This window comes from Pseudoroseomonas sp. WGS1072 (assembly GCF_049340465.1).
GTDB lineage: Bacteria > Pseudomonadota > Alphaproteobacteria > Acetobacterales > Acetobacteraceae > Pseudoroseomonas.
In genome coordinates, this window is sequence record NZ_JBMPSU010000001.1 from 1,573,586 (window position 1) to 1,594,463 (window position 20,878).

15 protein-coding genes are annotated in these 20,878 nt (G+C 71.3%); 6 read left to right on the top strand and 9 right to left on the bottom strand.

From position 1 onward, the window contains the following. Positions 1-94 precede the first annotated feature (94 nt). From ptsP to ACF3NH_RS07515, 5 genes are all read right to left on the bottom strand, one after another. Positions 95-1,918: a phosphoenolpyruvate--protein phosphotransferase gene (gene ptsP, locus ACF3NH_RS07495; RefSeq protein WP_422922401.1), complete on the bottom strand. Its 1,824-nt coding sequence runs from the start codon at positions 1,916-1,918 to the stop codon at positions 95-97. After that, positions 1,908-2,177, bottom strand: coding sequence for an HPr family phosphocarrier protein (locus tag ACF3NH_RS07500; RefSeq protein WP_422924737.1), 270 nt, complete (start codon positions 2,175-2,177; stop codon positions 1,908-1,910). Before ACF3NH_RS07500 ends, ptsP begins: the two co-directional genes overlap by 11 nt. Before the next feature lie 95 nt (positions 2,178-2,272). Then, positions 2,273-2,749: a PTS sugar transporter subunit IIA gene (locus ACF3NH_RS07505; RefSeq protein ID WP_198365031.1), complete on the bottom strand. Its 477-nt coding sequence runs from the start codon at positions 2,747-2,749 to the stop codon at positions 2,273-2,275. Between the two features lie 13 nt (positions 2,750-2,762). After that, complete coding sequence (rapZ, locus tag ACF3NH_RS07510; protein WP_422922402.1) at positions 2,763-3,797, bottom strand: RNase adapter RapZ; 1,035 nt, start codon at positions 3,795-3,797, stop codon at positions 2,763-2,765. Next, positions 3,794-4,258, bottom strand: coding sequence for an HPr kinase/phosphorylase (locus tag ACF3NH_RS07515; protein WP_422922403.1), 465 nt, complete (start codon positions 4,256-4,258; stop codon positions 3,794-3,796). The genes rapZ and ACF3NH_RS07515 overlap by 4 nt, the downstream gene beginning before the upstream one ends. A gap of 121 nt (positions 4,259-4,379) precedes the next feature. On the opposite strand from ACF3NH_RS07515, the gene ACF3NH_RS07520 reads away from it, so the two are divergent. Together ACF3NH_RS07520 and ACF3NH_RS07525 are read left to right on the top strand one after the other, a co-directional pair. Next, positions 4,380-5,381, top strand: coding sequence for a threonine/serine dehydratase (locus ACF3NH_RS07520; RefSeq protein WP_422922404.1), 1,002 nt, complete (start codon positions 4,380-4,382; stop codon positions 5,379-5,381). Positions 5,382-5,397: 16 nt separating this feature from the next. Next, positions 5,398-5,991, top strand: a complete 594-nt coding sequence (locus ACF3NH_RS07525) for a DinB family protein (RefSeq protein WP_422922405.1) — start codon at positions 5,398-5,400, stop codon at positions 5,989-5,991. 22 nt (positions 5,992-6,013) lie between these two features. Here the strand turns inward: ACF3NH_RS07525 and ACF3NH_RS07530 are convergent, their stop codons facing one another. Together ACF3NH_RS07530 and ACF3NH_RS07535 are read right to left on the bottom strand one after the other, a co-directional pair. Continuing rightward, a complete protein-coding gene (locus ACF3NH_RS07530) occupies positions 6,014-7,711 on the bottom strand; it encodes a stimulus-sensing domain-containing protein (RefSeq protein ID WP_422922406.1) in 1,698 nt (565 codons plus the stop codon). Beyond that, on the bottom strand, positions 7,711-8,412 hold the full coding sequence (locus ACF3NH_RS07535; RefSeq protein ID WP_198365035.1) for a response regulator transcription factor: 702 nt from the start codon (positions 8,410-8,412) through the stop codon (positions 7,711-7,713). The genes ACF3NH_RS07530 and ACF3NH_RS07535 overlap by 1 nt, the downstream gene beginning before the upstream one ends. 175 nt (positions 8,413-8,587) lie before the next feature. Between ACF3NH_RS07535 and ACF3NH_RS07540 the strand changes: the two genes are divergently transcribed. The 4 genes from ACF3NH_RS07540 (at position 8,588) to ACF3NH_RS07555 (ending at position 15,424) form a co-directional block, all read left to right on the top strand. Next, on the top strand, positions 8,588-9,298 hold the full coding sequence (locus ACF3NH_RS07540; protein ID WP_422922407.1) for a HugZ family pyridoxamine 5'-phosphate oxidase: 711 nt from the start codon (positions 8,588-8,590) through the stop codon (positions 9,296-9,298). A 269-nt stretch (positions 9,299-9,567) separates the two neighbouring features. Then, positions 9,568-11,178 (top strand): phosphoenolpyruvate carboxykinase, encoded by a 1,611-nt coding sequence (locus tag ACF3NH_RS07545; RefSeq protein ID WP_422922408.1) that lies wholly within the window; start codon positions 9,568-9,570, stop codon positions 11,176-11,178. A 464-nt stretch (positions 11,179-11,642) separates the two neighbouring features. Next, positions 11,643-13,865, top strand: a complete 2,223-nt coding sequence (pnp, locus tag ACF3NH_RS07550; protein WP_422922409.1) for a polyribonucleotide nucleotidyltransferase — start codon at positions 11,643-11,645, stop codon at positions 13,863-13,865. Between the two features lie 158 nt (positions 13,866-14,023). Then, positions 14,024-15,424, top strand: a complete 1,401-nt coding sequence (locus ACF3NH_RS07555) for an NAD(P)H-dependent flavin oxidoreductase (protein WP_198365039.1) — start codon at positions 14,024-14,026, stop codon at positions 15,422-15,424. Positions 15,425-15,506: 82 nt separating this feature from the next. Here ACF3NH_RS07555 and ACF3NH_RS07560 read toward each other — a convergent pair whose 3' ends face one another. Beyond that, complete coding sequence (locus tag ACF3NH_RS07560; RefSeq protein WP_422922410.1) at positions 15,507-17,345, bottom strand: hydrolase; 1,839 nt, start codon at positions 17,343-17,345, stop codon at positions 15,507-15,509. Beyond that, positions 17,342-20,686 carry a glycosyltransferase gene (locus ACF3NH_RS07565; RefSeq protein WP_422922411.1) on the bottom strand — a complete coding sequence of 1,115 codons (3,345 nt, stop codon included), beginning with the start codon at positions 20,684-20,686 and terminating at the stop codon, positions 17,342-17,344. Before ACF3NH_RS07565 ends, ACF3NH_RS07560 begins: the two co-directional genes overlap by 4 nt. Positions 20,687-20,878: the final 192 nt, after the last annotated feature.

The window sequence follows — 20,878 nt, forward strand, 5'->3', positions numbered from 1 at the left end:
GCGGGTAGCACAGGCGGCCGGCGGATGGCCAGCCCGCACGACGAAACATAAGAATGTGTTTATATGATCGGATGGCGCCGGAGCGCCCGCCGCTTCAGGCGGCCGCCTCGCCGAACTCCATCACCAGCTCCTGGATCCGCTTCGGGTCGCTCTGCTCCATGACGCGCCGGGCGAAGCGGGCGCAGTCGTCGATCTTGAGGGAGCGGACCATCTGCTTCACGCGCGGAATGGCGCTGGCATTCATCGAAAGGGTCCGCAGCCCGAGCCCGAGCAGCAGCGGCACCAGGCGGGGATTGCCCGCCATCTCGCCGCAGACCGAGACCGGCATCCGCAGCCGCAGCGCCGCCTCGGTGGCGAACTGCACGAGGCGCAGCACGGCGGGGTGCAGCGGGTCGTAGAGATGCGCCACCTCGGTCTCGGCCCGGTCCACCGCCAGGGTGTACATGGCCAGGTCATTGGTGCCGATGGCGAAGAAATCCGCCTCCAGCGCGATGGCGTCCGCCGCCAGCGCGGCGCCCGGCGTCTCGATCATGACGCCGAGCGGCGGCAGGCGCTCGGGCAGGGGCGTGCCCTTGCGGCGCAGGCGGCGGGCCACCCGCTCGTAGATCTCGCGCGCCTGGGCGACCTCCTCGGGCACCGTCACCATCGGCAGCAGCACCCGCACCGGACCCTGCGTCGCCACCCGCAGGATGGCCGCGAACTGCGCCTCCAGCAGCTCGGGGCGCTTCAGCAGCATGCGCACGCCGCGCAGGCCGAGCGCCGGGTTGGGGCCGCTGTGATAGGTCTCGACCCCGTCGGCCAGGGCCTGGATGTCCTTCTCGCCGCCCCAGTCCAGCACGCGGATGGTCACGCCGTCTCCCGCCAGGGGGCCGACGATCTGGCTGTAGGCCTCGAACTGCGCATCCTCGTCCGGCAGGTCCTCACGGTTCATGAAGAGGAACTCGGTGCGCAGCAGGCCGATGCCCTGCGCCCCGGCCTGGGCGATCAGCGGCAGCTCGGCGGGGATCTCCAGATTGGCCTGCAGCTCCACCTCCTCGCCATCGAGCGTGATGGAGGGCAGGCGGCGCAGCTTGGCCAGCCGCGCCTTCTCCTTGGCATAGGCGGCGAGCGCCGCCCGGCCGGTCTCCAGCGCCTCCGCGCCCGGGCGCAGCACGACGGTGCCGAGGCCGCCGTCCAGCACCGCCTCGTCGCCGCGCCGCGCCGCCTCGCTCAGGCCGTGGCAGCCGAGCACGCTCGGAATGCCGAGGGCCCGCAGCATGATCGCGGTATGCCCGTCGGCGCCGCCCTCGTCGGTCGCCACGCCGGCGATCCGGGTGGGATCGAGCAGCGCGGCATCGGCCGGGGTCAGCTCCTCGGCCACCAGGATGGCGCCCTGGGGCACGTCCTTCAGGCTGCGGAAAGGGGTGGCGGTGAGGTTGCGGGTCAGGCGGCGGGCGATCTCGCGCACCTCGCCGGCGCGGCGGCGGAGGCCGGCCTTGTCGTCGTCCCGCGCGGCCAGGATGGTGGCGGCGATGGCCTCGGCCTCGTCCTGCACCGCCGTCTCGGCGGCCAGCAGCTCCTCGGCGATGCGGCGGCGCGCGCCGCGCAGCAGCCGGCTGTCCCGCAGCATCAGCCCATAGGCGTCGAGCAGCGGTTCCAGCTCCTCCTGCGCCTCCTCGGGCAGGATGGAGAGCCGGTTCTTCAGCTTGGTGACCTGCTTGCGGCTGAGGGCCACGGCGGCGGCCAGGCGGCCACGCTCCTCCTCGGCGGCGCCGGGGGCGATGGTGCGGCGCGGCGCCTCGGCCGGGGGCTCGCTGGTGTCATAGACGGCGCCGATCGCGACCCCGGGGGCGATGGGGATGCCGTGCAGGGTGGCTTCCCGGGTCCGTCGGCCGACCCGCTTCGGCGCCTCGCTCTTCTCGGTCCTGTCAGTCTTCATGGAAGCCGGCCTCGATCAGGCCGGCGACCGCATCCAGCGCTTCCCGCGCATCCCACCCCTCGGCCTCCACCACCACTTCACTGCCCTGCCCGGCGCCGAGCATCATCAGCCCCATGATGGAGCAGGCGGGCACCTTCTGGCCATCATGCGAGACCGTGACGCAGGCCGAGAACCCCTCGGCCAGCGAGACCAGCTTGGCGGCGGCGCGGGCGTGCAGGCCGCGGCTGTTCGGCACCCGGACGATGCGGCGCAGCAGCAGCGGGTTGCCCGCCTCGGCCGAGGCCTGCGCCGCGGCGCTGGAGCGGAAGACGTCGGACGGGGCGAGGCAGGCGGCCGGACGGGGAGGGAGCAGGGTCACGAGACTTTCCTCACGCTGCCGGCCATCGGGCCGCCGGTCTGCTGTGCCATCTCGGCGGGCGGGGTGCAACGCGCCGGCGTGGCACAGGCAATATAATGCCGGCCGGCGCGCATGGCATGCTCGACGCAGGGGGAGAGGGTCTCGGCGCTGCGGATGCGCGCCAGCTTGACCAGCAGCGGCAGGTTGACCCCGGCGATCACCTCCACCGTCTCGCCCTCCCCCGCCTTGGCCTTGGCCACGGCGGTGGCGAGGTTGGAGGGGGTGCCGCCGAACATGTCGGTCAGGATGATGACGCCATCCCCCTGATCGACCTCGGCCACCCGCGCGAGGATGTCGCGCTTGGTGTCCTCCATGCCGTCCTCGGGGCCGATGCAGACCGTCTCGACCTGCGGCTGCGGCCCGACGACATGCTCCATCGCCCGGCGCATCTCCTCGGCCAGACGGCCATGGCTGACCAGTACGAGGCCGATCATCGACGAAACGCCATCACAGTGTGCAAGAAAAGGGGGCCTCCCGACCCGTTTGGGACCACGGTCCCGTGCTCGCCGGGCTTGCCGGCCGCGTCCTGTCCATTCCCGCCGGCTCCTGCGCGGCGAGGGTTCCGCCGCCGCTGCTCGCATCCGGGGCGGCCGCCAGTTCGCGGTGACTCAGATCGACACGCCAGCCCCGTCCGGCAAGATGCGCGGACAGCATTTCAGCCAGCAGCACCGAGCGGTGCTTGCCGCCGGTGCAGCCGAGGGCGACCGTCAGGTATTTCTTGCCCTCGGCGGCGTAGCGGGGCAACAGCGGGTCGAGCAGCGCGGTCATGCGCTGCCAGAATGGGGCGAAATGCGGATCCGTCCGGATGAAGGCGGCGACCGCCGGATCGCGCCCGGTCAGCGGCCGCAGCGCCGGATCGTAATGCGGGTTGCGCAGGAAGCGCAGGTCCAGGACCAGGTCGGCCTCGCGCGGCAGGCCCCGCGGGAAGGCGAAGGACAGCACGCTGATCCCCATGCCCTCGGCCTCGACGGCGCCGAAGCGGCGGCCGATCAGCCGGCGCAGGTCGGGCAGCGGCAGTTCGGTGGTGTCGATCACCAGGTCGGCCGCGTCGCGCAGGGGGCCAAGCAGCTCCCGCTCGCGGGCGATGCCATCCGCGACCGAGCCGCCCAGCGAGCCGCCGGGGGCCAGGGGATGGCGCCGCCGCGTCTCGGAGAAGCGGCGCAGCAGCACGGTCTCCTCGGCGGTCACGTAGAGCAGCTGCGGGTCGAGGTCCGGCAGGGCGCGCAGCCGCGCCAGCAGCGCCAGCATCTCCGCCGCCTCGAAGCCGCGCGTCCGCACATCGACCCCGACGGCGAGTGGCGCGCTCCGGCCCTCGCGCACCACCTCCTCCAGGACCGAGAGCGGCGGGTTGTCCACGCTCTCGAAGCCCAGATCCTCCAGAACGCGCAGGGTCGAGGAGCGGCCGGCACCGGAGAGGCCGGTCACCAGCACCACGGGGCGGGGCCGCGCCCCTCCCGGCGCATCCGGTGAGGGCTCGCTCACGCCGCGAAGGCCCCGGCGCGCTGGGACAGGCCGGCCGTGGCGGCGGCGAGGGCCAGCTCGATCTTGGCGGGGGCCGAGGCCTCGAAGGGATGCAGCGCCAGCAGGGGCAGCGAGAAGCCGGGCGGGGCGCCCTCCGGCGGGGTGTACCGGCGCGGCGAGGGCAGGCGCGGCACGGCGGCCTGCGGCGCCAGCTCCACCGCCAGGCACAGCGGCGCCGGACCATGCGGCAGCCCCTGGAAGATGCCGACACCGCGGACCTCCAGCAGCCCGGCCAGCGGCGCCGGCGCCCGTGCCATGCCGCCGGGCTCCAGCTCCACCTGGTCGTCGGCGACGAGTCGCCAGCCGTGCTGCATCAGGCGCAGCACCAGGTCGGACTTGCCGGAGCCGGGCGGGCCCAGCACCAGGACGCCGCCCAGGCCGGAAGGCCCCTCGGAGGCGGCGCAACTGCCATGGAGCAACATGGGGGAAGTGGCTCCTCTGTAATGTGGCGAAATATGGCAGCATCGGGGTGGCTGTAAAAGCCTTCCGTGATCCTGCACCTGCGGTTGCGTTGGTCGGACAAACCAGAACCGGCGCGCGCGATTGCCCGCGCCGGGCTTCGGTGCCACGCTCGCCCCCGCCATGACCTCTCCCGCATCCTCCGCGCGATCCGCGCCGCCGGACGCGGCGGCTATCCGGGCGGCCGCCGCCCGCGTCGCCCCGCATATCCGCCGCACCCCCCTGCTGCGCCTCTCCGCCCATGACACCGGGGCGCCCTGCGATGTCACGCTGAAGCTGGAGCTGCTGCAGGCGACCGGCTCCTTCAAGCCGCGCGGCGCCTTCAACCGGCTGCTCTCGGCCGAGATCCCCGCCGCCGGCGTGGTGGCGGCCTCCGGCGGCAACCATGGCGCGGCGGTGGCCTATGCCGCGCAGGCGCTCGGCGTGCCGGCCGCCATCTTCGTCCCCGAGATCACCGGCCCGGCCAAGCTGGCGCGCATCCGCGCCTATGGCGCCGAGCTGGTGCAGGGGGGCGCCGCCTATGACGAGGCCCGGCTGGCCAGCGAGGCGCGCGCCGCCGCCACCGGGGCGCTGATCGTGCATGCCTATGACCAGCCCGAGGTGCTGGCCGGCCAGGGCACGCTGGCGCTGGAGCTGGAGGAGCAGGCGCCGGAGCTGACGCATGTGCTGGTGGCAACCGGCGGCGGCGGGCTGATCGGCGGCATGGCGGCCTGGTATGACGAGCGGGTCGAGGTGGTCAGCGTCGAGCCGGAGTCCTGCGCCACCCTCTACGCCGCGCTGCGCGAGGGGCGGCCGGTCCCGGTTCCGGTCGGCGGCCTGGCGGCCGACAGCCTGGGCGCGCGACAGATCGGCGGGCTCGCCTTCCAGGTCGCGCGCCGGCACATCGGCACCGCGCTGCTGGTGCCGGACGCGGCGATCCGTGCCGCCCAGGCGCTGCTCTGGGACCGCTGCCGCCTGGTGGCGGAGCCCGGCGGCGCCACCGCCCTGGCGGCGCTGCTGAGCGGCGCCTTCTCGCCGCCCGCGGGCGCCCGGGTCGGAGTCGTGGTCTGCGGCGCCAATGCCGATCCGGCCTCGGTCGCCGGCTGAGGCGGCGGAGATGGGCATGGCCGCGCTCCGCCCCTACCGCGCCATGGCCTGCAACAACGCCTGGGCCAACCACCGCCTGCTGACCGCCTGCGCGCGGCTGCCTCCGGAGGAGTTCGCGGCGCCGCGCACCGGTTTCTTCCCCAGCCTGCGCGCCACCCTGAACCACATCCTGGTCATCGACCGCTTCTATATCGACGCCCTGGAAGGCGGCCGACTCGGCCCCGCCGCCTGGGCCGATCCCGAGCCCTGCGCCGACCTGCCGGCGCTGCGGGCGGCGCAGGCCGCGATGGACCGCCGGCTGATCGCGCTGGTCGGGGCGCTTGCCGAGGCGGATCTGGCGCGGATCGTCACCGTGCACCGCGGTGCGCGGGACCAGCGGGACCGGATGGACCGGCTGCTGCTGCACCTGTTCCAGCATCAGATCCATCATCGCGGGCAGGCGCATGCCATGCTGAGCGGGACGGCGGTGGCGCCGCCCCAGCTCGACGAGTTCTTCGCGGCCGAGGAGGCACCCCTGCGCGCCGCAGACCTCGCCGCGCTGGGCCTCACCGAGGCGGAGGTCTGGCCAAAGGAGGGGCCAGAGGAGGAGGAGCCGCCGCCCCGGCCCTGAGTGCGCGATCCCCGCCGGGGCCTCAGCCGATCGGCAGCCGCACCACGAAGCGCGCGCCGGCCACCTTGCCGGATTCGTCGCGCCGGTTCTCGGCGCTGATCCGCCCGCCCAGGCCCTCGACGATCTGCCGGCTGATCGACAGGCCGAGGCCGGAATGCTGGCCGAACTGCTCGCCATGCGGCCGCTCGCTGTAGAAGCGGTCGAAGATGCCCTCGAGCTTGGCCTCGGGGATGCCCGGCCCCTCGTCCTCGACCATGAACTCCATCATCGCGCCGGTCGGCCGCGCCTTCATCCAGACCTTGCCGCGCGGCGGCGAGAAGGAGATGGCGTTGCCCAGCAGGTTGCGGAACACCTGCACCAGCCGCCCCTCGACGCCGCGCACCACCAGCGGCGGCTTCGCCAGCTCCAGCTCGACCACCGGCCCGTCCTCCTTGCGGGTGCTGTTGTGCAGCTCGGCCAGGGCGGAGAGGAAGGGGGCGACGTCCACCGGCTCGGAGGCGGTGCGGGAGAGCTCGGCATCGACGCGGGAACTGTCGGAGATGTCGGCGATCAGCCGGTCCATCCGCACCGCGTCATCGGCGATGATGTCGAGCAGCCGCTTCTGGTGCTCCGGATTCTCGATCCGCCGCAAGGTCTCCAGCGCCGAGCGCACGCTGGTCAGCGGGTTGCGCAGCTCGTGCGCCACATCGGCGGCGAAGCGCTCGTTCTGGTCGATCCGCGCCCAGAGCGAGGTGGCGGAGGATTGCAGGTCGCGCGCCAGCACGCCGATCTCGTCGGTGCGGGCCAGCAGCGGCGTCGGCACCGAGCCGGCGCGGCCCTTGCCCTGGCGCATGGCGGCGGCGGCGCCGGCCAGCGAGAGGATCGGCGCGGCGATGGTGCGCGAGAGGTAGAGCGAGGCCACCACGGTCAGCAGCAGCGCCAGGATGAAGAGGCCGAGGACGGAGGTGCGGATCTCCAGCAGCCGCTCGTCCACCTGCCGCGCCTCGCGCGTCAGCAGCACGATGCCGACGCTCTGGTTGCCGCGCCGGGCGGGCTCGGCCACGGACACCAGCAGCCGTCCCTCGTTGGTGCGGCGGATATAGGGCCGCACCCCGCCTTCCAGCGCCAGCCGGAGCTCCTCGCGCCGGTCGGGGCCGATGGCGGGCTGCCAGTCGAAGGACGGGGCGCCCGGGGTGACATCGACGAAAACCGCGTCATCGGCGCTGCGCGGGCCGAGGATCGAGCGCGGCAGCAGCGCCAGGATGCGGTCGTAGAGCCCGCCGATGGTGCCGGCCAGCCAGCTGCGGTGCTCGGGCGGCGTCAGCGGCTCGGTGACGATGGCACCGCCCTGGCCCTCGCGCACGCGGCTGTCGGCCACCAGCAGGCCGGTGTTGTCGAACAGCTTGGCCTGGGTGTTGGGGCTGGGCTCGACCAGGCGGCGCAGCAGGGGGCGTGCGGTATCGGGCACCAGCACGGCGCGGTCGTCCTGCACCCGCACGGCGGCCTCGGCGATGCCGGCGGCGTAGATGCGGGCCTGGGTGCGCAGCGCCTCGACCTCGGCCGAGAGCAGGCCGGTCTGGTACTGGTCAAGATAGAGCAGGGAGGCGGCCAGCAGCGCCGGCGCCACCGCGTTGACGAAGAGGATGCGCCGGAGCAGCGGCGACATGCGCCGCCGCCGCTCGCGCGGCAGGCTCACGGCCGGCGGCGGGGCCGGCGCCGGGCGGCCGCTGGCGTCGGGCATCAGGCCTCCTTGTAGCGGTAGCCGATGCCATACAACGTCTCGATCATCGAGAAGTCGTCATCCACCGCCCGGAACTTCTTGCGCACGCGCTTGACGTGGCTGTCGATGGTGCGGTCGTCCACATAGATCGCCTCGCCATAGGCGGCATCGATCAGCTGGTCGCGGTTCTTCACCATGCCCGGGCGCTGGGCCAGCGTCTTGACCAGCAGGAACTCGGTCACGGTGAGCTGCACCGGCTGGCCCTTCCAGCTGCAGGTGTGCTTGGTCTCGTCCAGCACCAGGTCGCCGCGGGTGATGACGCCGGTGGGCGGCGCGCCGCTGCCCTCGGCGCGGCTGGCCTCGTTGCGGCGCAGCAGGGCGCGGATGCGCTCCAGCAGCAGGCGCTGGCTGAAGGGCTTGGTGATGTAGTCGTCGGCGCCGAGCCGCAGCCCCATGAGCTGGTCCAGCTCCTCATCCTTCGAGGTCAGGAAGATCACCGGCAGGGAGGAGCGCTGGCGCAGCCGTTGCAGCAGTTCCATCCCGTCCATGCGCGGCATCTTGATGTCCAGCACGGCGAGGTCCACGGGCCGGGAGAGCAGGCCCTGCAGCGCGCTCTCGCCGTCGGTGTAGGTCCGCACCTGGAAGCCCTCCTGCTCCAGCGTCATGGAGACGGAGGTCAGGATGTTGCGGTCGTCATCGACCAGGGCGATCGTCGCGGGCATGCGGGGCGGCTCCTCGGGGCTCTTGGTTGAGGCGCGGAACAGATAGGCGGCCCGGAAAGGCTTGTCTCGCGGGCGCGCCTCTCCGGAAAGCCTTTTCTCTCGCCAATGGCGCCGGATTGTGGCGAAGCCGGGCCAGCATGGCGGCACGGGTCGCGAGAGAGGAGCGGTATCACCGATGGACAAGGCCGAAGCGATACGCCAGGCCCGCGCCCTGCTGCGCGGCGCGCGGCAGGGCAGCCTGGCCACCCAGCACCAGGGGCAGCCCTTCGTCAGCCTGGTGACGCCGGCCATGGCGCCGGACCTCGCACCCCTGCTCTGGCTGTCGCGCCTAGCGATTCACACGCGGCAATTGCAGGGCGATGGCCGATGCGCCCTGATGGTGCAGGAGGAGGGCGAGTTCATCAATCCGCAGCGTCGTCCTCGCGTGACTGTGACCGGATTTGCGGCCCCGGTTCCACCGGATGAGACGGTGGCGCTGAAAGCATGCTGGCTGGCCCTGCACCCCTACGCGGCCCTTTATGCCGGCTTCGCCGATTTCAGCCTGTGGCGCCTTCGCCCCGAGGCGGTGATGCTGGTCGGCGGCTTCGCGGCCGCCGCCCGGCTGCGCGCCTCCGAGGTCGCGCCGCCGCCCGCCGCGGTGGCCGCCCTGGCTGCGGCCGAGGCAGAGATTGTCGCGGAGTTTCAAGCGGATGAGCGCCTGTCCAGCGGGCTGGCGCGGCGCTGCCCGGCGCTGCCCGCCGGCTCCTGGCGGCTGGTCGCGGTCGATGTGGATGGCGCGGACTTCATCGCCGGCGAACGGGGGTGGCGATGGACCTTTCCGCGACCGGTGGACGGGCCGGAGATGGCGCGGCAGCAGTTGGCCGAGCTGGCCTGTTCCGCAGGGTAACACGATGGGCCGCTGATCGACGCGCAAGCGGCGAGTGGCCGCATATTCATCGTATAATAAGACAACAACACGAACATTGACCGCGACCGGGGAGGCCCCCTAGGATTTCTGCAACCGCGCCCGCAAGCATGTGATACCTTCGTCGTCCGCCGTCCTGCGGCGCGACTCCCGTATGGGATGCCTTCTGAGCGCGGGGAATTTCAATGGCTACTGCCCCGACGGAATCTGTCCGCCGGAGGAACAGCGCCTTGATCGGAGACTAAAGCCAGATGACAGCGCCGAACGCCGCTTCCGCTGCGGCCCTCGCCGGAACCGGTGTGACCACCGCTTCCGCCGTCCATGCCAACCTGACCGCATCTGGCCTCTACGCCCATGCGCTGCGCCGCGGCGAGGGCCGCCTGTCCGCCGATGGCGCCTTCATGGCGGTGACCGGCGTGCACACCGGCCGCTCCGTCGCCGACAAGTTCGTGGCCGAGGACCCCGAGGTCTCGCAGGAGATCTGGTGGGGCAAGGTCAACCAGAAGCTGGACCCGGCCAAGTTCGAGACCTTCGCCGCCGATGTCCGCCAGTGGCTGGGCGAGCGCAAGGAGCTGTTCACCGAGGACCTCTACGCCGGCGCCGACCCGGCCTACCGCATCAAGGTCCGGCTGGTGACGACCAATGCGTGGCACGCGCTGTTCGCCCGCAACATGTTCATCCGCCCGCCCGTCGAGGAGCTGGAAGGCTTCACGCCGGACTTCACCATCCTGCACGCCCCCGAGATGGAGGCGAAGCCGGAGCATGGCGGCCGCGCCAATTCCACCACGCTGATCGCGCTGTCCTTCGCCCGGAAGATCATCGCCATCGCCGGCACCAGCTATGCGGGCGAGATCAAGAAGTCGATCTTCACCGTGATGAACTGGCTGCTGCCGGCCCAGGGCGTGCTGCCGATGCATTGCTCGGCCAATGTCGGCAAGGACGGCGACACCGCGCTGTTCTTCGGCCTCTCCGGCACCGGCAAGACCACCCTCTCCTCCGACCCCGAGCGGGCGCTGATCGGCGATGACGAGCATGGCTGGTCGCCGCGCGGCGTCTTCAACTTCGAGGGTGGCTGCTACGCCAAGGTCATCAAGCTCAGCCAGGAGGCCGAGCCGCAGATCTGGAACGCCTCGCACCGCTTCGGCGCCGTGCTCGAGAACGTCATCGGCGATGAGCGCGGCAATCTCGACCTCGACAACGGCTCGCTGACCGAGAACACCCGCTCCTGCTACCCGATCGAGTTCATCCCGAACACCGCGCCGGGCGGCATGGCGGGCCTGCCGAAGAACGTGGTGATGCTGACGGCCGACGCCTTCGGCGTGCTGCCGCCGATCGCGAAGCTGACGCCGGCGCAGGCGATGTACCACTTCATGTCCGGCTACACCGCCAAGGTCGCCGGCACCGAGAAGGGTCTGGGCAAGGAGCCGCAGGCCACCTTCTCCACCTGCTTCGGCGCCCCCTTCCTGCCGCGCCACCCCGAGGTCTACGGCAAGATGCTGGCCGAGCTGATCGCCAGGCACGGCGCCCAGGTGTGGCTGGTGAACACCGGCTGGACCGGCGGCGCCTATGGCACCGGCCAGCGCATGTCCATCAAGCACACCCGCGCCCTGCTGCGGGCCGCGCTGGATGGCAGCCTGGCCCAGGCCGAGTTCGCGACCGACCCGTTCTTCGGCCTCGCCGTGCCGCAGAACGTGCCGGGCGTGCCCTCCGAGGTGCTGAACCCGCGCGACTCCTGGGCCGACAAGGCGGCCTATGACCGGCAGGCGGCGCATCTGGTCTCGCTGTTCGAGAAGAACTTCGAGACCTTCGCCGGCACGGTGAGCGACGAGGTGAAGGCCGCGGCGCTGAAGAGCGCGGCCTGAGCCTTCCGGGCTTTTCGGGATGACGGGGGCGGGGCCGCGAGGCTCCGCCCTTTTTTCGGGGAGCGGGGCGGGCCGGACCGGCCCCCGCCCTGGCGGCGGGATATTTTCCCGTGGCATCCCGCGCCCATTCGGTTCATAAGGCGCGCCGGGCCGCCCGGAGGCGGGCGCCCGGACCCGCGGGCATGCGGGCATGACTGAGGCTGCGCCGAGCGCGATCCTGCCGGATGAACGGCCAGGCCGCGTGGCGGCGTTTCCGGCCACATGGTGCGTTCCGCGGGAACCCTCGCGGCCATCCATGCCGCCCGAGACGCCGGAAGCCACCGGGACGCTGTCCCGGGGGCGAGATCGGTCCGGCACTGGCCATCCCGCATCGCCCTTTCGGCATTGCCGCGCCGGCCACCGCGCCGCGCGGCGCGACGCAGGGCCCGCCATCGTGAAGGCGGGCCGCGATGCAAGGACGATCCATGTTCGAAAACTACTTCCGCAAGGACATCGCCTGGGGCGGCAAGACCCTGACGCTGGAGACCGGCAAGGTCGCGCGGCAGGCGGATGGCGCCGTGATGGCGCGCCTCGGCGACACCATCGTGCTGTGCACGGTGGTCGGTGCCCGCAGCGTGAAGCCGGGGCAGGACTTCTTCCCGCTCACCGTGAACTATCAGGAAAAGGCCTTCGCGGCCGGCAAGATCCCCGGCGGCTTCTTCAAGCGCGAGGGGCGCCCGTCGGAGAGCGAGACGCTGATCTCGCGCCTGATCGACCGGCCGATCCGCCCGCTCTTCCCCGAGGGCTTCCGCAACGAGGTGCAGGTCATCGCGACGGTGCTGTCGCATGACATGGAGAACAACCCCGACATCGTCGCCATGGTCGGCTGCTCCGCCGCGCTGACGCTGTCGGGCATCCCGTTCTTCGGCCCCGTCGGCGCCGCCCGCGTCGGGCTGATCGAGGGCGCCTATGTCCTCAACCCGACGCTCGAGCAGATGAAGACCTCCAAGCTCGACCTGGTGCTGGCCGGCACCGCCGAGGGCGTGCTGATGGTCGAGTCCGAGGCGCAGGAGCTGTCCGAGGACGACATGCTAGGCGCCGTGAACTTCGGCCACCAGGGCTTCCAGCCGGTGATCGAGGGCATCATCGAGCTGGCCGAGCGCGCCGCCAAGGAGCCGTGGGACCTGCCGGAGGAATCCGCCGAGACCGTCGCGCTCAAGGCGAAGCTGGCCGAGCTGGGCCGCGTCTCGATCGCCGAGGCCTACAAGGAGACCCAGAAGCTCGTCCGCTACGGCAAGGTGGGCGAGGCCAAGAAGGCGATCCTGGCGCAGCTCAGCGAGGACGAGGCCGCGCAGGCCAAGGGCCTGCTGAAGGAGCTGGAGGCGGACGTGGTCCGCAACGCCATCCTCGACACCGGCATCCGCATCGACGGCCGCGACACCAGGACCGTGCGCCCGATCGTGGCCGAGGTCGGCGTGCTGCCGCGCGCGCATGGCTCGGCGCTGTTCACCCGTGGCGAGACCCAGGCGCTCTGCGTCGCGACCCTGGGCACCGGGCAGGATGAGCAGATCATCGACCAGCTCGCGGGCGAGTACCGCGAGAACTTCATGCTGCACTACAACTTCCCGCCCTACTCGGTGAACGAGACGGGCCGGATGGGCAGCCCCGGCCGCCGCGAGATCGGCCATGGCAAGCTCGCCTGGCGCGCCATCCGCCGGCTGCTGCCGGAGAAGTCGACCTTCCCCTACACGATGCGCGTCGTGTCGGAGATCACGGAGTCGAACGGCTCCTCCTCGATGGCCACCGTCTGCGGCACCTCGCTGTCGCTGATGGATGCCGGCGTGCCGCTGAAGCGCCCCTGCGCCGGCATCGCCATGGGCCTGATCAAGGAGGAGAAGGGCTTCGCCGTCCTTTCCGACATCCTGGGCGACGAGGACCACCTCGGCGACATGGACTTCAAGGTGGCCGGCACGGAGGAGGGCATCACCTCCCTCCAGATGGACATCAAGATCACCTCGATCACGCCCGAGATCATGCGGATCGCGCTGGAGCAGGCCAAGGGCGGCCGGCTGCACATCCTGGGCGAGATGGCGAAGGGCCTGACCGGCGCCCGCACCGATGTCGCCTCCAACGCGCCCAAGATCACCATCATCAACGTGCCGAAGGACAAGATCCGTGAGGTCATCGGCACCGGCGGCAAGGTGATCCGCGACATCGTCGAGACCACCGGCACCAAGATCGACATCGAGGATGACGGCACGATCAAGATCGCGTCGACCAGCCCCGAGGCGACCCAGGCGGCGATCGACCGCATCCGCGGCATCACCGCCGAGCCCGAGGTGGGGCAGATCTACAACGGTACCGTGGTGAAGACCGCCGATTTCGGCGCCTTCGTGAACTTCCTCGGCGCCAAGGACGGGCTGGTGCACATCTCCGAGCTGGCCAACGAGCGCGTCAGCAAGACCACCGACATCGTCAAGCAGGGCGACAAGGTGAAGGTGAAGGTGCTGGGCTTCGACGACCGCGGCAAGGTGAAGCTGTCCATGCGGGTTGTCGATCAGGCCAGCGGTGCCGATATCACCGAGCAGGTCGGCGCCCGCCGTCCCCGCGAGGGTGGCGAGGGCGGCGACGCCGGCGAGCGCGGCGAGCGCGAGCCCCGTGGCGAGCGGCGCGAGCGGCGCCCGCGCCGCGATCACGCGGCCGACTGAGGCTTCGGTCCGGCCGGACGTGGCGGCGGCCTTCCCTTGGGAGGGGCCGCCACGCTCACATCACATTTCCAAAAATTACCGGGCTGGCCCTCGGAATACGTGCGGCCGGCCTTAAATGACGCTATCGTGAAATTCGTTTCTGGGACGGTAGAACTGCGGTGAAGGCAATCAACGCGATCCGTATGGGCGGTGTGGACGTGCTTCCGCTGGTGGAGGGGGGCAAGGGCGTGGCCGTGTCCACCGGGGCCTCCTGCGGGGAATGGGCGGGCGCCGGCGGCGTCGGCACCTTCTCGGGCGTCAACGCCGACAGCTATGACGCGGACGGCCATGTCATCCGGCAGGTCTATCACGGCCGTACCCGGCGGGACCGTCACGAGGAGCTGGTCGCCTACGGCATCGCCGGCGGCATCGCCCAGGCGCGCGAGGCCCATGAGCGGGCCGGCGGCCAGGGCCGGGTCCATATCAACGTGCTCTGGGAGATGGGCGGCGCCGAGCGGGTGCTGCGCGGTGTCCTGGAAGGCGCGCGCGGCCTGATCAACGGCATCACCTGCGGCGCCGGCATGCCCTATCGCCTGGCCGAGATCGCCCGCGAGTTCAACACCTTCTACTACCCCATCGTCTCCTCCGGCCGGGCCTTCACGGCGCTGTGGAAGCGCAGCTACAGCAAGGTCTCCGAGCTGCTGGGCGGCGTGGTCTACGAGGACCCCTGGCTGGCGGGCGGGCACAACGGCCTGTCCAATTCCGAGGACCCGAACCGCCCCGAGGCGCCCTATGAGCGCGTCCGCAAGCTGCGCGAGCAGATGCGCCAGTTCGGCCTGGGCGATGTGCCGATCATCATGGCCGGCGGCGTCTGGTGGCTGGAGGAGTGGGAGGACTGGATCGACAATCCCGAGCTCGGGCCGGTCGCCTTCCAGTTCGGCACCCGGCCGCTGCTCACCCGCGAATCCCCGATCAGCGAGGCCTGGAAGCAGCGGCTGCTGACCCTGAAGCCCGGCGACGTGCTGCTGCAGCCCTTCTCGCCGACCGGCTTCTATTCCTCGGCGGTGCGCAACGACTTCCTGCGGGATCTCGAGGCCCGCAACGAGCGGCAGGTGGCGATCAGCCCCGAGCCGGTGGGCGAGCACACCGCCGAATACGGCGTCGGGCCGCGCAAGCGGCTGGTCTGGCTGGCGCCGGGCGATCTGGAGCGCGTGCATCACTGGGAGGCCCAGGGCTATACCGAGGCGCTGCGCACGCCCGACAACACGCTGGTCTTCGTCACGCCCGAGAACTCGCGCGAGATCCTGAAGGACCAGACGGACTGCATGGGCTGCCTGTCCCATTGCCGCTTCTCCAACTGGACGCAGCATGGCCCGGACTACAACAACGGCAAGCGCGCCGACCCGCGCAGCTTCTGCATCCAGAAGACGCTGCAGGACATCGCGCATGATGGCGCGGTGGAGCACAACCTGATGTTCGCCGGCCACAATGCCTACCGCTTCGGCCAGGACCCGTTCTACTCCAACGGCTTCATCCCGACGGTGCGGCAGCTGGTCGAGCGGATCATGTCGGGGCGCTGAGGCGGCCCCGGCCAAAGAATCAGAAAAGGGGGAAGGTCCGCCGGGCCTTCCCCCTTTTTCATGCCGGCTCCTTGATGCCGGCTCAGGGGCGCGCCGCGTAATCCGTCAGCCACATGGTGTGGTTGGCCGAGCTGGCCCAGGAATCGAAGTTCCTCACCAGGCGCAGCCCCGAATGGTCGGCCCAGCTGCCGTCCGCCATCTCCTCCAGGAGCGGCATGGCGAGGCCCAGCGGATCCGCGCGCAGCCCCAGGCGCCGCGTCCAGCCGGTGTGGTGCCGGGCGAAGTCCAGCATGCCCTCCTCCAGCTCCCGCGCCATCGCCTGGATGCCGTCGGTGGGCGCGCGGCCGGGATCCTCCACCGCCACCACGCCCCCGGCATCATCCCTGTAGCCGATCACCGGGTCATGCGGCGCCGAGAAGAAGAACTCCGCCGCGACGCGGTTGGCGTGGATGGCCGCCAGCATCCCGGGCGACACGCTGTCCGGGCCGACCAGGGACTCCATCGGCATGAGGGCGCGGCGCCGGCGGGCATCCTCGCTGTCCGCCAGGCAGAAGTAGTAGCCGGTCACATCCAGCGGCATGAGGCCGCGCAGCGCCGCGACGAAGGCCTCCTGCGTGGTGCCGTTCCAGCCGACATCGACCAGCGCGACACGCTGCCCCGGCCGCAGGCCCAGCTCCAGGAGGTGGCGCAGCAGGCCGCGCCGGTTGCGGCGGGCGATCTTCAGGATCTCCCAGCGCCAGGCCTTGAGCAGGCCGCGCATCGGCTCCGGCTGGTCGTGCCGGAACCGCGTCTCCGGCCCCAGGCCGAGATCGCGCAGGACGCTGGCGCCCGGCGCCGGCACGTCGATCCGCGCCAGCAGCTCGGCCGGCGAGAGGCCGTCGGCGCCGGAGAGGAGGAAGGGCAGGTGGCTCTCGAAATTGGCCGGGGTCATGGCCGCCAGGGTGAAGGCGACCCGCGAGCCCAGCAGATAGGAGGACGGCGGCAGCGCCTCTGGCCGCACCTGCTCCGCCATCCGCCGCAGGATGTGACCGTCGCGGGAGACGAAAAGGATGTGCTCGATGCCGTCGCGTCGCGCCGCGCCGGCGATCCAGTCGAGGAAGCCGAGCGCGGCGGGCCCGCCCTTCTGGAAGCCCAGCTCCCGGAGGCTGCCGGGAGGCACCTCCTGCTGGTGGTTGCGGATCAGCGCGCGGGCCAGGGAGGCGGCGGGCGAGATGCCCTTGCACCGCGGCGGCAGCCGGGGCTCGCGGTAGTGGAAGGCGACCAGTCCCCGCTCCCGCGCCTTGCCGATATCCGAGGCGGCATTGTCGCCGATGTGCAGGATCCGCTCCTTCGGCACGCCGGTCTCGGCGGAGAGCAGGTCGAACAGGGCGCCGAAGTCGCGCTTGGTGCAGTCGCGGTCGGCGGAGATGAAAAGCGGCACCTCGGGCAGCCCATGCCGACGCATCAGGGCGGTGAACCAGGGCGCGCGCAGGTACATGTCGGAGGTGACGACGACCGGCTTGCCCTGCGCCAGCGCCGCGCGGAACACCGCGATCATCTCCGGATTGGGCAGGGTGATCTCCTGCTCCAGCGCATATTCGGCGTCGCGGACGGCGGCGGCGTCGGGCAGGCCGTCGAAGCAGCGGTAGATGCCGTCGAGGTCGATCTCGCCGCGCTTCTCCTGCTGCATGACCCGGAAGGCGCCCGCCTGCGCCGCCCGCCGGCGGGCGCGGAAATCGGCGATGCCCCGGCTTTCGCCCAGGATGTCGAAGGCGTCCTCGGCATCGGCCAGGGGCCGGATGAAGAGCGTGTCGAAGAAGTCGAAGGAGACCAGCCCAGCGGCCTCGATCAGCGCCGGCAGCGCCCGCAGATGGTCGGGCCAGGCGGCGGGGAGGGGGTCCTGCTGCGCGGGCGGGCGCGCCGCGAGAGGCGCCTCGCTCATGCCGGCACCGCGAAATGCACGTTCTCGGGATGCAGGTTCGGGTTGTGGAAGGGGTCGTGCATCAGCATGTCCGGATGGGCGGCATAGAGGCGGTAGCGGTCGGCATCGAGGCGGGCACGGCGCTCGGGCACCTCGTGATCCTGCCCGCGGCTCAGCGATTCATGGTGCAGCAGGTGCACCGACGGGCAGACCACGTGATAAAGCCCCTGCTTCAGCAGGCGGAAGCAGAGATCGACATCGTTGTAGGAGACAGGAAACGTCTCGTCGAAGCCGCCGGCCGCCTCGAACTTGCCGCGCTCGATCATCATGCAGGCCCCCGTCACGGCGACCCAGTTGTACTCGAGCAGGTTGCGCATGAAGTTGCCGAAGGCATCGGCGGTCTCGCCATGCAGGGCATGGCAGGGGCCGCAGGCGAGGTTGATCAGGCCGGAATGCTGGACCCGCCGGGTCTCCGGGTAGAGGAGCTTGGCGCCGACCGCGGCGATGTGGCTTTGCTGCGCGTATCCCGCCATCCGCTCCAGACCGTCCGGCGTCAGCAGCTCGGTGTCGTCGTTCAGGAACAGCAGGATCTCGCCCCGCGCCGCGCGCGCGCCGATGTTGTTGAGCTCGGAGTAATTGAAGGGCGCGTCGTGCCGGATCACCCGCGTCCCGTCCCGCTGCTCCAGCGCCTTCAGGATGCCCAGGGTCTCCGCCTGGTCGGAGCCGTTGTCGAGAATGATGAACTCGAAGTTCCGCCAGCTGCTGGTGGCGTCGATGGAATCGACGCAGCGGCGCAGCACCGCGCCATTGTTGCGGCTCGGGATGATGATCGAGATCAGCGGATTGCCGCGGACGTCGTAGCGGGCGCGGAAATAGCCGAACATCTGCTCGACGGGCTCCATCCGGCCCGGCGTGCCGCGGCGCTGCATGGCGGCCTCGCGGCAGCGCTGGCCCGCCAGGACGGCATAGGGCTTGGCGGAGATGTCCGCCGCGACCGAGCTCGGGATGATGCGCCAGTGATAGAGGACCTTGGGAATGTGGGCGATGCGCCGCGCGCGCTCCGTCACCCGCAGGATCAGGTCCCAGTCCTGGCTGCCGTCGAACTCGGAGTTGAGCGGCCCCACCTCGCGCAGCAGGCTGCGGCGCACGCAGCTCACATGGCAGGTGAACATGGTGCTCATCATCGTGTCGGGCGACCAGTCCGGCTTGAAGAAGGGCTGGCAGAAGCGGCCCTGCTCGTCGATCTTGTCCTCGTCGCTGTAGAGGAAATCGGGATCGTCCTGCGCGATGCGGAGCGCCAGCTCCCAGAGGCAGTCCTCGGTCAGCTCGTCGTCATGGTCGAGGAAGACGACATAATCGCCCTTGGCCTGCTCGATCGCCGCGTTGGTGGCGCCGGAGATCCCGCTGTTCTTCTCCAGCAGCATGACGTGGTAGCGCGGATCGTCGAGGCCGCGCAGGAAGTCGCGCGTCTCCGCCTTCGGGCTGGCGTCATCGGCCAGGATGAGGGTCCAGTCTGGATACCATTGCGCCTTCACGGAGGCGAGCAGGCGCGAGAGCAGGTCGGTCGTGGTGTTGTAGGTCGGCACCACGATCGAGAAGTGCGGCCGGCGCGGCAGCGCGGCGAGGCGCCGGTCGAGATCCGGCGGCGGGGCCGGCGGCACGTAGATATAGCCGCCATCCTGTGCCTCCAGGGCATAGCGCCCGTTGCGGTCGGCCATGCGGTCGGGGCCGCTGCCCGGCGGCGCGGGATGGAAGGCCAGGTGGGCGGGCGCGGCGGCGGCCGGGGCCAGCGCCATGAGCGGCGCGGGCGCGGCCTCCTGCGTGGTTTCCGGGGGGATCTCCAGCGCCGCCGCCGGCGCCACGGGCGTGGACAGCAGGTTCGCCGCCAGGAGCTCGCGGCGCGCCTTCAGGAAGGCCAGGCGCTGCGGCATGCGGTGCGGCGTCGCCGCCCACCAGGTCGCCTTGGCGAAGCGCCGCAGCGTCAGGCGCAGGGGCTGCGGCATCCGCGTCAGCCCCTCGCGCAGCGGGCCGGTCAGGCGCCACAGGGTGCTCTGCCGCAGCTGCTCGAGGCTCTGCTCGGATTGCGAGACCTGCGCCATCACGGCGGCGAAGGCCGATTGCAGATCGGCATGCATGGCCTCGCGCTCGGCCAGGGCCTGGCGCAGCTCCTGCAGGGTCCGGTGCTGCTCCTCGGCCTGTTCGCGCAGCTCGGCGGCCTGGCGCTCCAGCCGGGACGCCTCGTCCCGCGCCAGGGCCAGCGCGGCTCCGCTGTCCTGATTCGCGGCGCGCAGGGCCTCGATCTCGGTCTGGCTGGCGGCCTGCTGCGCCGAGAGATCGGCGGCCCAGCGCTCGGCCTGGGCCTGGGCCGTGGCCGTCCAGTGCTCGGCCTGCGCCCGCAGCGCGGCCTGCTCGGCGGCCAGGCTGTCCCGCAGCCGCTCCGCCTCGCCGCGAAGCTGCTCCGCCTCGGCCTGCTGCGCCGCGAGGCTGCGCCGCAGCTGCTCAGCCTCGGCCTGGGCGGCCAGGCGGTGGGCCTGGTGCGCGGCGGCCTGGGTCGCTTCCGCCGCCTGGGCCTGGCCGAGCCGCCGGCGCGTGGCCTCCAGCTCGTACTGATGGGTGGCGCCATGGCCCAGATGGGCATAGGCGGCGCGGATGGTGCTCACCTCTTCCGGCGAGGCGTCCAGCAGGGCGCGCAGGCCTTCCGGAACCTCGGGGCCGACCGCCAGCACGCCGAGGCCGTGCCCGTGCAGGAACTCGAAGTGCGGATGCTGCTGCGACAGGCCTTCCCAGAAGCGCCAGACGCCGAAGTTGCGCTCGCGGACATTGGTGTCGTGGAACAGCACCACCGCCCGACGCGACAGCTTCGGCCGCCAGGACTCGAAGTCCTCCCTCACATCCTCGAAGGTGTGGCGGCCGTCGATATGCAGCAGATCGATGCTGCCATCGGCGAAATAGGGCAGCGCCTGATCGAAGCGGCAGCGCAGCAGGCGGGTGAAGCCTGCATAGTGGCGCTCCACCGTGGCGGAAAGCTCGGCATGGACCTCGCCACCATAGAAGCCGGCATGCTCGTCACCCTCCCAGGTGTCCACCGCGTAGCAGGCGGTGGGCAGGCCGAGCCGTTGCACCGCCTGGCAGAAGGTCAGGAAGGAGTAGCCATTGTGCGTGCCGAGCTCCACCAGGCTGCGCGGTTGCAGCGCCTCGACGAGCCAGAAGGCGAAAGGGGCATGCTCGAGCCAGGCGGATTCCACCACATGCAGGGGCGACCAGAAGGAGGCGGGGCTGAAGCAGTGCGGCAGGGATGTCGGGGCCGGACCGGCCGGAAGGGCGCCGGGCGCCGGGACGCGTGGCAGAGCAGTGCTCGACATTCCTATCCTCTCACCGGGACGAAACAGGCTCGACGCCCATCATCCGATTGCGGGCATCGCGATGACGACTGACCTGCGGCCGGCCGGACAGGCCCCTGGCCAGCGCGCCGCGCCAGCTCCGCAACAGGGCAGGACGTCCTCTCCAGCCCGTCTGTCATTGGCAGATCGCATAAGGGAAAGCTACCGTCGCGG

Bases quoted from the DNA above. Each gene is read 5' to 3' on its own strand.
- pnp (WP_422922409.1), top strand. From the start codon at position 11,643: ATGTTCGAAAACTACTTCCGCAAGGACATCGCCTGGGGCGGCAAGACC.
- ACF3NH_RS07515 (WP_422922403.1), bottom strand. From the start codon at position 4,258: ATGTTGCTCCATGGCAGTTGCGCCGCCTCCGAGGGGCCTTCCGGCCTG.
- ACF3NH_RS07560 (WP_422922410.1), bottom strand. From the start codon at position 17,345: ATGAGCGAGGCGCCTCTCGCGGCGCGCCCGCCCGCGCAGCAGGACCCC.
- ACF3NH_RS07545 (WP_422922408.1), top strand. From the start codon at position 9,568: ATGACAGCGCCGAACGCCGCTTCCGCTGCGGCCCTCGCCGGAACCGGT.
- ACF3NH_RS07505 (WP_198365031.1), bottom strand. From the start codon at position 2,749: ATGATCGGCCTCGTACTGGTCAGCCATGGCCGTCTGGCCGAGGAGATG.
- ACF3NH_RS07540 (WP_422922407.1), top strand. From the start codon at position 8,588: ATGGACAAGGCCGAAGCGATACGCCAGGCCCGCGCCCTGCTGCGCGGC.
- ptsP (WP_422922401.1), bottom strand. From the start codon at position 1,918: ATGAAGACTGACAGGACCGAGAAGAGCGAGGCGCCGAAGCGGGTCGGC.
- ACF3NH_RS07565 (WP_422922411.1), bottom strand. From the start codon at position 20,686: ATGTCGAGCACTGCTCTGCCACGCGTCCCGGCGCCCGGCGCCCTTCCG.
- ACF3NH_RS07535 (WP_198365035.1), bottom strand. From the start codon at position 8,412: ATGCCCGCGACGATCGCCCTGGTCGATGACGACCGCAACATCCTGACC.
- ACF3NH_RS07525 (WP_422922405.1), top strand. From the start codon at position 5,398: ATGGCCGCGCTCCGCCCCTACCGCGCCATGGCCTGCAACAACGCCTGG.
- ACF3NH_RS07530 (WP_422922406.1), bottom strand. From the start codon at position 7,711: ATGCCCGACGCCAGCGGCCGCCCGGCGCCGGCCCCGCCGCCGGCCGTG.